The organism is Dialister succinatiphilus (genome assembly GCF_928721695.1).
Taxonomy (GTDB): domain Bacteria; phylum Bacillota; class Negativicutes; order Veillonellales; family Dialisteraceae; genus Dialister; species Dialister succinatiphilus.
This window is the reverse complement of sequence record NZ_OV788641.1, coordinates 184,000-198,747: the sequence shown is the minus strand read 5'-3', so window position 1 is coordinate 198,747 and position 14,748 is coordinate 184,000. Positions and strand designations below refer to the sequence as shown.

At 53.4% G+C, this 14,748-nt stretch carries 9 protein-coding genes; 6 read left to right on the top strand and 3 right to left on the bottom strand.

Annotation, left to right across the window (positions count from 1 at the left end; genetic code table 11):
* Positions 1 to 76 precede the first annotated feature (76 nt).
* The 6 genes from NW747_RS00915 to NW747_RS00890 all read left to right on the top strand — a co-directional run bounded on the left by NW747_RS00915 (position 77) and on the right by NW747_RS00890 (position 10,770).
* Positions 77 to 859, top strand: a complete 783-nt coding sequence (locus NW747_RS00915) for a hypothetical protein (RefSeq protein WP_273187578.1) — start codon at positions 77 to 79, stop codon at positions 857 to 859.
* A complete protein-coding gene (locus tag NW747_RS00910) occupies positions 856 to 1,602 on the top strand; it encodes a hypothetical protein (RefSeq protein ID WP_273187577.1) in 747 nt (248 codons plus the stop codon). The genes NW747_RS00915 and NW747_RS00910 overlap by 4 nt, the downstream gene beginning before the upstream one ends.
* Before the next feature lie 379 nt (positions 1,603 to 1,981).
* Complete coding sequence (locus NW747_RS00905) at positions 1,982 to 3,274, top strand: IS110 family RNA-guided transposase (RefSeq protein ID WP_273186860.1); 1,293 nt, start codon at positions 1,982 to 1,984, stop codon at positions 3,272 to 3,274.
* A gap of 1,746 nt (positions 3,275 to 5,020) precedes the next feature.
* Positions 5,021 to 8,764, top strand: coding sequence for a phosphoribosylformylglycinamidine synthase (locus NW747_RS00900; protein WP_273187575.1), 3,744 nt, complete (start codon positions 5,021 to 5,023; stop codon positions 8,762 to 8,764).
* A 169-nt stretch (positions 8,765 to 8,933) separates the two neighbouring features.
* Positions 8,934 to 9,743, top strand: coding sequence for a DAPG hydrolase family protein (locus NW747_RS00895; RefSeq protein WP_273187574.1), 810 nt, complete (start codon positions 8,934 to 8,936; stop codon positions 9,741 to 9,743).
* Between the two features lie 160 nt (positions 9,744 to 9,903).
* The gene (locus NW747_RS00890) at positions 9,904 to 10,770 is read left to right on the top strand and encodes a YihY/virulence factor BrkB family protein (RefSeq protein ID WP_273187572.1); all 867 of its coding nucleotides are present in this window, start codon (positions 9,904 to 9,906) and stop codon (positions 10,768 to 10,770) included.
* Positions 10,771 to 11,323: 553 nt separating this feature from the next.
* Here the strand turns inward: NW747_RS00890 and NW747_RS00885 are convergent.
* From NW747_RS00885 to panC, 3 genes are all read right to left on the bottom strand, one after another.
* Positions 11,324 to 12,286, bottom strand: a complete 963-nt coding sequence (locus tag NW747_RS00885) for a bile acid:sodium symporter family protein (RefSeq protein ID WP_273187570.1) — start codon at positions 12,284 to 12,286, stop codon at positions 11,324 to 11,326.
* Between the two features lie 134 nt (positions 12,287 to 12,420).
* On the bottom strand, positions 12,421 to 12,804 hold the full coding sequence (gene panD / locus NW747_RS00880; protein ID WP_273187568.1) for an aspartate 1-decarboxylase: 384 nt from the start codon (positions 12,802 to 12,804) through the stop codon (positions 12,421 to 12,423).
* A 2-nt stretch (positions 12,805 to 12,806) separates the two neighbouring features.
* On the bottom strand, positions 12,807 to 13,763 hold the full coding sequence (gene panC, locus NW747_RS00875; protein ID WP_273187566.1) for a pantoate--beta-alanine ligase: 957 nt from the start codon (positions 13,761 to 13,763) through the stop codon (positions 12,807 to 12,809).
* Positions 13,764 to 14,748: the final 985 nt, after the last annotated feature.

Here is a 14,748-nt window from a genome sequence, read left to right as displayed (position 1 = left end):
TTGAGAATTTCCCTGTTTTTCTCTACAATAAAAAGAAAACAGGCGCGACGCCTCTATTGATAGAGAAGGAGCTTCTATGAAAAAGCTTAGGAATATAGTCCTGGCGGCATCGCTGCTCATGGGCGGATGGCAGGCGGCCATGGCGGAGGACCTGACCATTGCCGGTCTGGGCACGCTGCCTTTGGACAGCCGGATTTCCATTACCGACGGGAAAGATAATGTGATGATGGATTTGTTTAAAAAAGAAACGAAGAAGAAGGGCTACGGAAAGACGGCAAGAGCACTCATGTGGAGCATGCTTGCCGTGCCGCCAGGCATGAATCTTTATCCTGAGAAGGCGCCTTATCCCTACGACTCTCTTCATCTGTACCAGCTGGTGAAACGGACCGTTTCCGGCACTTATACGGCGGCGGTATTTGTCTTTTCCGGCACCGAGGACGATTTCTTCCATGAAGGAGGCAGGAAGGCCGCCCTTTTCTGGCGGGATGCTTTCCGGGAAGATGCCGGCCGCCCTACCTCTCTCTTCGGCATGCCCAAGATTTCCACTGCCGAATTTCAGGGATTTCTGGATGAAATGATGAAAGAAAAGGGAGACGGCAGCCGGGCGGTGAAGATACTGACCTTCAATCCCTGGCATGCTTTCCGGGACGGCGATGGCACCTATCACTGGTCCCAGGAGGCCAAGGTGATTATTACCAATGAAAAAGGTCTGTCCTATCCGCTCTGGGTTTACACCTCCCTCTATAAAGAAGGAAATCGGTACTACCTGATTGAAGTCAATGGCAGTCACGAAGCGGCGGATGCCCTGGGCGATTCCCTGGTTTACGGACTGTATCAGTTGAAAAGGAGCAGCAAATGAAAAGATTGGTACCATGGATCCTGGCAGCCCTGATTCTGGCCGGCGGCAGTGCCTCAGCCTATGACATAGCCTCCCTGACAGGGAAGACTCTTTCTAAAAATTTCATCTATAAAGACATTCCAGAGACCCAGAGCTTAAGCTTTGGGGGCGGAGAGATTCCCTACCACATGGGACAGCTCTCCATTATCAGAAAACGGTCCCAGAAATTTTCCTCCGGCTATATCGTGCAGGCCAAACTGCCCCGGCAGCTGGCGGAAGAGATGCGCCCCTATTTCCGCATGAATCTGGGAGAAGAGCAGTGGGAAGGACTGACCCGGTTGAACCGGGCCCTGCTGAATCCTGCATCGCCCCTTCGGGTGAACATGGAAAAAACAGTGATGAGCCTGGCCGTCAATGCCCTGGGGGAAGTGGCAGAGCAGAACGTGAGTGCGGACATCTCGGAAATCGAACCCTTCCGCCGCCTCACTGCCGATGAAGCCTACGTCTTCACCGCCGGCGCCCATATTACCTACAATGCTGGAGGCCTCATCCTCCCCATGTACAGCCGGGCCTACTTCTTCCCCAGCGCCGACGGAAAAAAACTGGACGTCCTCATGCTTTTCACTCCTGACGAAGGCAAAGGCCCCCTGGTCTACGCCATCGACGACCTGGCCAAAGAAGCGGCCAAAGAAGAACTCCTCGGCGCAGGAGGATACAGAGACCTGGGAGTGATACTGGGGAAGACAAGCCCCTTTGGGGATTGAGGGTTGCTGGTGGCTGGTGGCTAGTGGCTGGGGAGCCCCGCCTCCCACTCGTCATCCTCGTATAGTATGTGTAGGGCATGAAGTCAAATACTTCCATTGCCCATCTTGATGGGTAGGGAATCCTGGTGCTACGATGAAAGTAACATGGAATAGCTCAGAAGACGACCAAGTCATCCTGCGGTTCTACCGCCAGCTCAGTATTCTCGCCTGGCTCTTTCTCCCATTCTGCCTACTTCAGAATTTGCGGCCCCGGGCGGAGCTTCTTCCAGTAAACGATTTACCTCCACGGGTGATTGCCTATTAACGAGATTTTAGAGGGAGTTTGAGATCAGGATTCCTTCTCCTATTTCATGAATGTTGCCAGGAAGGAGGTGCGATTATGAAACAATATGAATTACTCCATTCTTTGTTTGTTGGTATAGACGTTTCGATGAAAGAGAACGTTGTGCATGCGATGCCTTTTTCCCCTGAGGACCATCCTGGGCACGCGCATCTGCGTTTTTCCGCTCCTAACACTCCTGCTGGATCTGTAGGAATTGTCGAAAAAGTCAGTGACTTCTTGAAATTCTATCCTGATGTCATACAGGTTGTCATTGCGTTAGAGGCTACTTCGGTTTATTCTTTTCACCTGGCAACATTTCTGTCCGTTGCACATTTTAACGGACACATCCCAGCCATCGTCTATTCCGTTAATCCCAAAGAGATTCATGCTTACAAGAAAACTTTTACGGATGTAGGGAAAGACGACTATGTCGATGCCATGGTTATTGCCGATTATGCGCGTTCCAACAAAATCCGGTCACGCCCTTGGAAAGGGCCAGAACTGCTTGGCTTGCGGGTACTTACACGTTTGAGATTCCGCATCGCCAAACTCATGGGAATAGTGAAGAACTCGACCGGAAACAGCATCTACCTTGAATGCAGCGGACTTATGACAGGAGAGAATCCCTTTTGTAATGTATGGACCACCACCTGCCAGGAGCTGCTGACAACCTTTCAGGGCCCTGATGAAATCCTCAGTCTGTCCGATGAGGAACTGCTCAATTTCATCACAGAAAAAGGACACGGAAGATTTTCCCATCCTTTAGATGTCGTCGAAAAAGTGAAGAAGGCAGCCCGCAATTCCTATCGGTTGGACAAAAGGGTTTATGAGCCACTGACTTCGGGATTATCCGTGTCCTTTTTCATTATACACTCTCTTGAGGCTGCAATAAAGAAATTGGACAAGTCCATTGAGACAATGGCCAAAAGTTTTTCAAGCGACTCATATCAGATCCTGCTGTCAATCGACGGCGTCGGACCAGTCATAGCCGGAGGGCTCCTAGCGGAAATTGGCGATATCAAGCGGTTCAAAACCGATGATGCCCTAGCTAAATACATAGGATTAACCTGGAGAGGAAAGCAATCCGGTCAATCAGAAAGCCCGGTTAAGCATCTGTCAAAAGCCGGTGATGTGTATCTCCGCTATTATGTGCTCTTAGCTACAGGACAGATCATAAACTACAGCGCTAAATATCGCGAGGCATATGAACGTATTCGCAGTCGTAAGACCCTATTTCCATACAGGGCCGCACTCAATCTCGTTGCTCGAAAGATCGTCCGGCTGATCTTTACATTACTGGATAAACATCAGCTGTATTCCGATAACAAAGTAATGGTAACGTTGGAATAGAAAGATCGAACGCCGGAATATATTCGAAAAAATCAATTTACCCGGTGGTGTGTTAAGGTTACACTTTTTTAAGAAAAAATAATAAATTTCTTCAAAAAAAAGACTTGACCTATGACCAGAATCCTGAGTGAAACGAAGGATCGTCGGTCGACCAATTAAAAGGAAGGCCCTTTTATGGGCAGGCTAAGGGCCAACTTTGGCCGACTCGCGCATTCTATGCAGAATACGCGCAGTATACGCCGGTAGTGAATCATCTCTCGATAAATACCAGTCGGCGGGGCGGCGCTTGCCGGTATTCCCGAAGGTTGACACGCCCTTACGGGCGTGAGGGTTGAGCCAGCCGCCGGGCCTTTGGCCCTGGGCTGCCAGGGTTCTGCCTGTGATCGGCTGACGCCTTACAGGCGGGTTGAGGGCTCCGCCCTCGGGAGGTATATAGTATCGCTGCGCTGGCGAGGTGGGCGCCCTTTCGGGCGCCATTTTTTATGCCGCCTTTGGCGGCTTATGGACATGCCCTGTTGGGCTTGAGGGTTCAGGCCCGATGGGCTGAAGGTTCTTAAGGGGCTTAAGTTTGACGCGCCTTTGGCGCGAGGGTTGTGGTGGGGCGCCTCTAAATTTATGGAAGGCGCCCTCTTATGATAAAACCTTTACAACCGGGCTTCGCCCGTGGAAAAACAGGCCAACCGCCCTTTCGGGCGAGGGAGAGCCCCCTTTGGTGGCTGGTGCCACCACCTTTCCCCCGCAAGCGGGGGCACTATAAAGCTCCGTTATGCTGTGAGCGACTTATGAAAGGATTGCTTCGCGGTGTTTTATTCTGCCCCCTGAACAGGGGGAAGTCCAGCGCAGCCGGATAGGGGGTGACGAGCGCAGCGAGCCAGTCAGCAGAATGCTTATTTTGCCATATGATGCAGAAAGGTAAATCCCGTAACGTTCTTGCGTCCCCTTTAGGGGAAGAGGGCCACGAAGTGGCGAAGGGGTGGACGGTGGTAAGAATGATTATGGTATTCTTATTCTATGTCTTATCGCCCCCCTAAAGGGGAAACGACTCACTACATTTTGCGCGTTGCTAGCGCTCCCTCACCCACTGCTGTCACTGACTCACTGGATTTTCAGGTCGCTGATGCTCCCCTACAAATCCAGTTCGCTAGTGCAAAATGTGTTCGCTGTGCATCGCTTCGCTCGGGGGGCCGCCGATTGGCGGTCAGGACCGCGATGGAGCATCCTACCGGTGCTCTGCCCCGTACACCCTTTCCCGCTTCGCGGGACTTCCCCTCAAGGGGAAACGAGAGATATGAGGGAAAAAACAGAGAGTCATATATTTCATGTACCATTCCGCAGTTTCCCCCTTTGGTGGCGAGCGCAGCGAGCCAGTCAACAGAATTGTTTTCATGTCATATGATACAGAAAAACAAATCCCGTAACGCTGACTTTATACTCATCGCCCGAGAGGGCGATACCACAACCCTCGGGGCCAAAGGCCCCGTCAAACCTAAGAACCCTTGGGCCGAAGGCCCATCCATCTTAAGAACCTTCCCCTCTGAACCCTTTTGAACTAGCCTGCCAAAGGCAGGCCGAACCCTCTGAACCTTCTGAACCCGGGGCCGCAGAGCGGCCCTTTTCTTGCTTTTTCGGTGCGAAGCCGTGGGAATTGTGGTAATATAATGATGTATTTACAGGCTCTAACGTATGCATTCATTTCACAGGGCGCAGGGTCTGCGTCTTTGGGAATCAGGGGAAGGAGTGTTGAACTTGTCTGATATCAGACGTTTGTATGTAAGAAAGAAGGAAGGGTTCCGCCAGGGGGAGGAAAGTCTGACTCGCCAGCTTCGGGAGGTGCTGGGGGATCGGATTTCTGATTCCGCCATTTACCATCGTTACGATGTGGACGGCCTCACGGATGAGGATTATGAGAAGGCAGTGGCTACGGTGTTCTCCGAACCTCCGGTGGATGATACAGAGACAGCTCTTCCGAAGGGGGACCTGGTGCTGGGCGTGGAGTTCCTGCCGGGGCAGTATGATCAGCGGGCGGACTCGGCTGAGCAGTGCCTTGCTATTGTGACGGGAAAGGATGGCGCCCGGGTGCGCTGCGCTCTGGTGTATGCGTTCCACGGCCATTTTGAAAAAGGGGACCGGGAGAAGATCGTGAAGTTCCTGGTGAACCCGGTGGAATCCAGGGAGGCTTCTCTGGCTCCTGCGGAAACGCTGGATCTTCCCATTGAGGACCCCAAGCCGGTGCCGGTGGTGGAAGGCCTTAGAAATCTGGATGATAAGGGGATGGATGATCTGATTTCTTCCATGGGTCTTGCCATGAGCCATGAGGATCTGGCCATGATCCGCGATTATTTCCGGGATGAGGAAAAACGGGATCCCACGGTGACGGAAATCCGGGTATTGGACACCTACTGGTCCGACCACTGCCGTCATACCACGTTCTCCACGAAGCTCACCGACATTGATGTGGAGGAAGGTGCTTTTACCGCTCCTATTTCCAAAGCGCTCAGGGAATACGAAGAGACGAGGATCCATATTTACGGAAAAGATACGAAGCGCCCGGTGACCCTTATGGATATGGCCACGGCGGCTGTGAAGGCTCTCCGGAAGGAAGGAAAGCTGGATAATCTGGATGCTTCGGAGGAAGTGAATGCCTGCACCATCAAGGTGAAAATCGATACGGTAAACGGCAGCGAGGACTGGCTTCTTCTGTTCAAGAATGAAACTCATAACCATCCTACGGAAATCGAACCTTTCGGCGGCGCTGCCACCTGCCTTGGCGGCTGCATCAGGGATCCGCTTTCGGGCCGTTCCTATGTATACCAGGCCATGCGCGTCACCGGTGCCGGCGACCCCAGGACGCCTCTTTCCGAGACTCTGCCGGGCAAGCTCCCCCAGCGGAAGATTACCATTGAAGCAGCCAAAGGGTACAGTTCCTATGGCAACCAGATCGGTCTGGCTACAGGGGAAGTGAAGGAATACTACCATCCGGGATTTATTGCAAAGCGTATGGAAATCGGTGCGGTGGTGGCCGCAGCTCCTGCGGACCATGTGATCCGCCTGACGCCCCAGCCGGGAGATGTGGTGATTCTGGTAGGCGGACGGACCGGCCGTGACGGCATGGGCGGCGCCACCGGTTCTTCCAAGGAACTGAATACGGAATCCATTGAAACCTGCGGCGCAGAAGTGCAGAAGGGCAATCCTCTGACAGAAAGAAAGATTCAGTGCCTCTTCCGCCGGGGCGAGGTGACCCGTCTCATTAAGCGGTGCAATGATTTCGGTGCCGGCGGCGTATCTGTGGCAGTGGGGGAACTCACTGACGGACTGGATATCAACCTGGACAAGGTGCCGAAAAAATATGAAGGCCTTGACGGCACGGAACTGGCTATTTCTGAATCCCAGGAACGAATGGCAGTGGTGGTGAAGAAGGAAGATGCGGACCAGTTTATCCGCTATGCAGCAGAAGAGAACCTGGAAGCCACAGTCATTGCCGATGTAACCGATACGAAACGGCTGGTGATGAAGTGGAGAGGGGTGCCTATTGTCAATATTTCCAGAGCCTTTCTGGATACCAACGGCGCCCAGCAGGTGAGAGCTGCCCATATTGCAAAGCCCGATGACAAAGGGTATTTCCATCCCAAAGCTGTTCCTTCCGTAAAGGATGCCTGGATTTCCGCCATGGGGGATCTGAACAACTGCTCCCAGCAGGGACTGTCTGAACGGTTCGATTCCACTGTCGGCGCCGGCACGGTGCTCATGCCTTTCGGCGGAAAGTACCAGAAGACGCCGGCCGACGGCATGGCAGCCAAGTTCCCGGTGAGAAAGGGAGAAACCGACAGCGCCAGCTTCATGGCCCACGGGTTTGACCCGGATCTGGCCACCTGGAGTCCTTTCCACGGGGCTGTCTATGCGGTCCTTCTTTCCGTCACCCGTCTGGTGGCCATGGGGGCTGACTGGAGAAAGGCTTACCTCACACTGCAGGAATATTTCGAAAAACTGACAGATAAAACAAGCTGGGGCAAGCCGGCAGCAGCTCTTCTGGGAGCCTTCCACATGCAGGAAGCCCTGGGTCTTGGTGCCATCGGCGGCAAGGATTCCATGAGCGGCACCTTCAATGATATCCACGTACCTCCGACGCTGGTATCCTTTGCTATTGCTCCCGGCAAAGCATCGGAAGCAGTGAGCCAGGAACTGAAGAAGGAAGGGGACGTGCTGGTCCTCTTCGGTATGCCTAAGGACAAGGAAGGCATGCCGGACCTTGATGTATTCAAGAAACACGCTGACTTCCTCTATCAGGAAGTGAAGGCAGGCCATGTGGCTGCCATGAAGGCTGTGGACCATGGTGGCGTGGCTGTGACAGCAGCGAAGATGGCCTTCGGCAACGGCCTGGGCATCCGCTTTACGGAAAATCTGCCGCTTCCCAAATTCTTCGGCAACTTCTATGGTGCCATCATTGTAGAAACCACGCCGGAAGAAGCGGAGCGCTTTGCTAAAGAACCGCATACCAAGATTCTTGGTACTGTGGGCGGAAAGACCATGGAAGCCTACGGCGAAACTATTTCCCTTGCCGATCTCCTTACTGCCTATGAAAAACCGCTGGATTCCATTTTCCCAAGAAGGGCGGCAAGCATCGAAAAGCCGGCTCCTGTTCTTCCGGAAGTATCCGCCATTCCCCAGTTCTACGTGCATACCAACCTGCCCCGGCCCCGGGTCTTCATCCCCACCATGCCCGGCAACAACTGCGAAGTGGACAGTGCCAGGGCCTTTGAACGGGCCGGCGCCGTTTCCGATATTTTCATCTTTAGAAATCGGGACTCTGCAGAACTGAAGGCATCGGTAGAAGAAATGGCAGAGCGCATCAGCCATGCCCAGATCGTCATGTTCCCCGGCGGCTTCTCTGCCGGCGACGAACCGGACGGCAGCGGTAAATTCATTGCCGCCGTATTCCGCAACGACATGCTGAAAGAAGCCATGGACAAGCTCCTCCATGAAAGAGACGGCCTGGCCCTGGGCATCTGCAACGGCTTCCAGGCTCTCATCAAACTGGGCCTTGTACCTTACGGCGAATTCAAGCCTCTCACCAGTGACGCGCCTACGCTGACCTTCAACACCATCGGCCGCCACCTGTCCCGCTTCGTTACTACCAAAGTGGTATCCACCAAGTCCCCCTGGCTTTCCCTCTGCAAGCCGGGAGACCTCTACAGCATCGCCATCAGCCACGGCGAAGGCCGCTTCATCGCTTCCGATGAACAGATCAAAGCCCTTGCCGCCAATGGCCAGATTGCGACCCAGTATACCGACTTTGAAGGCCATCCCACCTATGACAGCCGCTTCAACCCCAACGGCTCCTCCTGGGCTGTGGAAGGCATCACCAGTCCCGACGGCAGAGTGCTGGGCAAGATGGGCCACACCGAACGGCGCGGCGAGAACATTGCCAAAAATATCTGCGGAAATAAATACCAGCCCCTCTTCGAGGCCGGCGTGAAATATTTCAAAGGCTGATTGACGACATGAAAAGCTGTGGCAAAGGGTCCCTTCTGCCACAGTTTTTTCATGGCTCTTTGCAGGGACAGGAAGTTTTCCTCCAGCAGCGGATAAAGAATTTGACTGTCATTTGCATTGTGATATATTGAAAGAAGAAAGGGAAAAGACAGGGAGTGAACATAGAGAAATGAGCAGAATTTTAAAATATGGCGAAAAAGCAGCCGTCACAAAAGAAGAACGGGATTTACCCTATTTCAAGTATTTCGAAAGAGACATGGCCCCGGTTCCTGCGGAAAAGCGGGCCCTTCTGGACAAAGTGCAGCACCGGGTGGTGCCTTTTGACAAAAAGAATCTGTTTCTTACCGGAGAAGATGAAGCAGAAGGTTACTGCCAGACGGGATATGGCGTATGTCCTGACGGTACCGGTTTTGTGGCCAACAGGACCTATATGCCCGGTGTGACGGTGGACATGATGGACTGGTGGTTTCTCTGGCATAGTGTGGGAAGCGACCTCAGATACAAAATCTGGGACCCCAAAGACCATTACTTCGCCAGAGCAGACAGGGCAGCCTATGTGCTGGACCCCCGGGTTCCCATGAAAGAAAAGACCTGGGGCGTGGACCATTACATTATGGAAGATACCGGCGCAGGCCCCGAATTTCTGCAGCTCTGCTTCAAAAGACCCTCTGACTTCGGCTATGACGAATCACTGGTGGGAAAGGGGAAATGCGCTTCCCTGGTGTGCGCCATCGGCAAAAGCCGGATAGCCGCCGCCATGACCCACAAATGGTATCCCTATAAGGAAGGCATCCTTTTCTGCTCCCGCTTCTGGATCGGCTTCGGCTGGGTGGACGGCCGCATTGTGAAAACCCTGCCGGAAGGCGCAGAAATCCCGGCAGAAGCAGCCCGCGGACTCTATCACCACAGCATTGAAGAATTTACCAATCTGGCTGCCATACTGCCCGATGTGTATCGGGAAAACAGGGATAATTTTTAAATCCCATAGGAAAGAACGGATGGAACTGTTACAATACAGGTAAGAAAGGCTTATAAACCTGTTATTAAAAGGCATCAGGGAAAGGCTCTATAAAATCCGGGGCACACCGGTGAGGCCCTCATTTTTCCCATGTCATTCAAGGACGGAAAGGAGGCATACCATGGAACCGAAAAGCACGGACAGCAGCGCCATGTTTTTTATCAAGCGCTTCATTCAGCGGTTTAACGATGACAACGTAACGGCCCTGGCCGCAGAAGCTACCTATTATTTCATCCTGGGCCTCATTCCGTTCCTCATCTTTCTGGTGAACAGTATGCTCTTCTTTGCGGCGCCCCAGATCCATGTGATACTGAATCTCCTTTCCTACCTGCCCGCCGATGTGGCAGCCGCTATGGAAACGAACATCCTCCGTATCATCCAGGCTCGAAGCTCCATATGGCTGTTCATCGGTCTTGCCGGTGCCCTGTGGACCTCCTCCCAGGGAGTGGACACCCTGATCCGCTCCACAGACCTGGCGGTGTACGGCGACCGGAACAAGCAGTCCTACCTGCGGGTAAACGCCAAATCCATTATCTTCACCCTCTTCATTTCCTTCGCCATGATCCTGTCCCTGGGGCTCATCGTCTTCGGTAATGCCGTGGTCTATGCCATTGCCTACTACTTCCACGTCCCCGACATGCTGCTCCAGCTCTGGACAGTGGCCAAATTTGCCATTCCCTTCGTCATCATCGCCTTCTCCCTGGCCGCCTTCTACGAATACGCACCGGCGGGCAGACGGTCCGACTGGAACCGTGTCATTCCCACCGCCTTCCTTGTCACCCTCATCTGGATCGGCCTCACCGCCGCCTACGGCTACTATATCCTCCACGTATCCTCCATGGGCCTGACCTACGGCTCCCTCATCGGCCTGGTGGTCCTCTTCATCTGGTTCCACCTGGCCGCCATGGTCATTATTGCCGGCGGCGAACTCATAGAAACCTGGGGAGAAACAGTGGAAAGAGAGCGCCCTGACGGGCTTAAGGGTTGATAGGGCGATGGACAAGCCCTGACGGGCTTGAGGGTTCTAAAGTTTGACGGGGCTGTGGCCCCGAGGGTTCTTAAGTTTGACAGCGGCTATGCCGCTGAGGGTTGTGGAGGGCGCCTCTAAATTTATAGAAGGCGCCAGTTTGTACAAAACCTTTACAACCGCCCTGCGGGCGTCGGAAAACAGGCCAACCTCGCTCCGCTCGTGTAACGGCTTCCCTCCGCGGAGCTTTATTGTCCCACCGCTCCGCGGGGGGAAGGTGGTGCCGTAAGGCACCAAAGGGGGGAAAAGCCACCGAAGGTGGCTGATCGACGTAATGCTTATCATGTCATATGACACTGAAAGCAAATCCCGTAACGCTGACTTTATACTCATCGCCCGAAGGGCGATACCACAACCCTCGGCCTGAAAGGCCGTCAAACTTAAGAACCTTCCGGCCAACGGCCGGTCCATCTTAAGAACCCTCACGCCGCAGGCGTGTCCAAAAAGCGTGTCCAAAAAAAAGACAGTGCTTCCCGAAAAAAGGGGAGCACTGTTTTTTTACCAGCGTTTATGACTATTTCACCTGCATCTGGACAGCGGTCTTTGTTTCCATTTCTTCTTCGTCCCGTCCTACGCACCAGGAAGCGAAGAGGGAGCCGGACACGTTGTGCCATACGGAGAAGATGGCACCGGCGATGCCGCCGGCGGCGGTGAAGTACATGAGGGCCAGGGTGGAGGCGAGGCCGGAGTTCTGCATGCCTACTTCGATGGCCATGGCCCGGATCTGGGCCTTGGTCATGCCGAATTTCCGGGCGCAGAAGAAGCCCAGGGCCATGCCGCCCAGGTTGTGGAGGATGACGACGGCCAGGATGATGAGGCCGTTATCCAGAATGGTGCGGCCCGAGAGGGATACTACGCAGCCTACGGTGAAGATGATGACCAGGGCGGAGAGCATGGGCATGACCTTTGTCACCTTAGCGACCTGTCTCGGGAAGAAGTAGTTGAATCCTACGCCTGCCAGCAGGGGGAGGAGCACCATTTTGATGATGGAAATCATCATGGCGGTGAAGCTGATATCCACCCAGGCGCCGGCGATGAGCCAGATGAGGAAAGGGGTCACGAAGGGGGCCAGTATGGTGTTTACCATGGTCATGGAAACGGAGAGGGCCACGTCAGCATGGGCAATGTAGGAAATCACATTGGATGCCGTGCCGCCGGGGCAGCAGCCTACCAGTACCACACCGATGGCGATAGCCGGAGGCAGGGCGAAAATTTTAATGAGGACCGCTGCCAGGGCCGGCATGATGACGAATTGGAGAAGGCTTCCCAGAGCCACATTTTTCGGCTGTTTGAACACGTTGCGGAAATCGCCGGGGGTGAGGCTCATGCCCATGCCGAACATGATGATGCCCAGCATGATGGGAATATAAGGGGAAAGAGGCTTCATGACAGATGGGAAGAATATGCCGAAGATGCCGGCCAGTATCACGCCTACTGCCATGTAGCGGGTACAGATACGAATGATTTTATCAATCATGGGAAACTCCTTTATGGATGAATTCCTTCCGGGAGTATGCCTTCGCGGACAGGTCCGGAAGGAAGATGTATCAATGAATGGATTTGGAGATGCATTTCTTCTGATGCGAAGGAATGGAGGAAGGGAAAAGGAAATCAGCCGATTTCCCTTTCTTTTTCAGAACCCCTTGTTTTGATGGGATGGTTCTTTTCGTCTACCATCACGACTTTGGGTACCAGAGTGCGGGCTTCTTTTTCGTCCATCTGGGCATAGGCGATGATAATGACAATATCGCCGATGGCGGTGCAGCGGGCGGCAGCGCCGTTCAGACAGATGACGCCGCTTCCCCGTTTGCCGGGAATGGTGTAGGTTTCCAGACGGGCGCCGTTGTTGTTATTGCAGATCTGCACCCTTTCACCGGGCAGGATGCCGGCGGCATCCATAAGGTCCTCATCGATGGTAATGCTTCCCATGTATTCCAGATTGGCTTCGGTTACCGTGGCTCTATGGATTTTTCCGTGCATCATTGTATACATCATGATTATGCCTCCAGTACTACGTTATCAATCAGTCTTGTTTTGCCAAATTTCACAGCTACTGCCAGAAGGGCTTTCCCCGTCAAGGTATCGTCCAGTTCTGTGAGACCGGGCATGCCGTACATTTCTACGTAGTCAATGTCACTCATGGGTTCCGATTTGATTTCATCAGTAACCTGGGCAATGAGCTTTGCCTTGCTTCTTTCGCCTTTGTCAAAGGCTTCCTTGGCATGTTTCAAACTTCTGGAGAGCACCAGGGCTGCCTTGTGTTCTTCCGGGGAAAGGTAAACGTTCCGGGAACTTTTGGCCAGACCGTCTGCTTCACGGACGATAGGCATCATGCGGAGGGTTACATTCATGAAAAGATCTTCCACCATACGCTGGAGGACCTGGGTCTGCTGGGCATCTTTCAGACCGTAGTAGGCGCGGTCGCATTCGGTGAGGTTGAAGAACTTGGTGCATACCGTAGCTACGCCGCGGAAATGGATTGGGCGGGTGCGTCCGCAGAGAACTTTGGTAATGGGACCGCATACTTCTACCCAGGTGGGATCCTTATGAGGATACATTTCTTCCGGACTGGGGGCAAAAAGAAGGTCTGCACCGGCAGCTTCTGCGATTTTCATGTCATGGGGGAGGGTTCTGGGGTACTTGGCATAGTCTTCATTGGGACCAAACTGGGTGGGGTTTACGAAAACGGTGGTAATGGTGACATCATTTTCTGCATGGGCCGCTTTGATTAAAGAAGCGTGGCCTTCATGAAGGGCGCCCATGGTGGTGACCAGACCAATGGTTTTTCCCTCTTTCTTACACTGGTGTACAAATTCCTTCAATTCGCTGATTTTGTGGCAAAGAATCATGTTCTGCCGTCCTTCCCGGGAAAATTTCCCAACTGCTTTTCTGCAACAACGGGACAGGATTTCAATAAAAAAGGCGCACTCCAAAAAGAATGCGCTTTGTGACATGATTTCTCCAGAAAACGGCTGGCTTTCAAGTCCGTGTCCCCGGGAAAAGAAAAGGGGCATCCGAAAAGGATGCCCGCTGTTTTGAAATCTCTGCATTCGTCTCGGTTATTACAATCCAAGCGATATGAATTTTGTGGAACCATATCCGCAAACCCGTGTCCTTTCCGGAAAACCGCTGCAGCTCCGAAGATACTGTGCAGTCATAATCAGGAAACAGGTATCAACTGCGAGCCTGTCCATGTCATTTTAAGCTCTCCCCAGGGAGATGCCCCTATGCGCCCGATACAGGTATATGTTCCAAAAGAAAGGATACTACCTTCCAGAGAAATTGTCAAGGAGGGACACGTCCCTATGGGACGTGAGGGTTCAGGCGCCTCTCGGCGACCAGGTTCTATCGTTCGTGTGCTGCGCACCGAACGATGGGTTCAGCCCACAGAGCAGGCTGGTTCAGAGGGGAGTTTTATATGCCGCTGCCTGGGGCAGCGAAAACCATACAACCACCCTGCGGGCGTCGGAAATGCATTCCCCCTTTGGTGGCTGGCGACACCACCTTTCCCCCGCAGTTCGGTGGGGCGGCAAAATGAAAGCGCCTTAATGGGCAGGCTAGGCGCCTTACTTCGCCCCACTTGGAGGTCCTATGCAGGACCTCCACAGGGGACTATAAAGCTCCGTTATGCTGTGAGCGACTTATGAAAGGATTGTTTTTCAGAGCTTTATTGTCCCACCGCTCAGCGGGGGGAAGGTGGTGCCGTAAGGCACCAAAGGGGGGAAAGCCACCGGAGGTGGCTCATCATCGTAATGCGTATCAAGCTATATGACCCATAAAGCCAATCCCGTAACGCTGATTTTATAAGCATTGCCCGAAGGGCAATCCGCCACCCTCAGCGGCAGAGCCGCTGTCGCCCCCTGAGCGAAGCGATGCAACCTTTCTATACAACCCGCGGCGGAGCCGCGCCCCTTTTTAAAATCTGCGGCGAAGCCGCCA

What these genes read in the sequence shown, in the direction of transcription:
- NW747_RS00915 (WP_273187578.1), top strand. Translation starts at nt 77, where the DNA reads ATGAAAAAGCTTAGGAATATAGTCCTGGCGGCATCGCTGCTCATGGGC.
- NW747_RS00910 (WP_273187577.1), top strand. Translation starts at nt 856, where the DNA reads ATGAAAAGATTGGTACCATGGATCCTGGCAGCCCTGATTCTGGCCGGC.
- NW747_RS00905 (WP_273186860.1), top strand. Translation starts at nt 1,982, where the DNA reads ATGAAACAATATGAATTACTCCATTCTTTGTTTGTTGGTATAGACGTT.
- NW747_RS00895 (WP_273187574.1), top strand. Translation starts at nt 8,934, where the DNA reads ATGAGCAGAATTTTAAAATATGGCGAAAAAGCAGCCGTCACAAAAGAA.
- NW747_RS00890 (WP_273187572.1), top strand. Translation starts at nt 9,904, where the DNA reads ATGGAACCGAAAAGCACGGACAGCAGCGCCATGTTTTTTATCAAGCGC.
- NW747_RS00885 (WP_273187570.1), bottom strand. Translation starts at nt 12,286, where the DNA reads ATGATTGATAAAATCATTCGTATCTGTACCCGCTACATGGCAGTAGGC.
- panD (WP_273187568.1), bottom strand. Translation starts at nt 12,804, where the DNA reads ATGATGTATACAATGATGCACGGAAAAATCCATAGAGCCACGGTAACC.
- panC (WP_273187566.1), bottom strand. Translation starts at nt 13,763, where the DNA reads ATGTCACAAAGCGCATTCTTTTTGGAGTGCGCCTTTTTTATTGAAATC.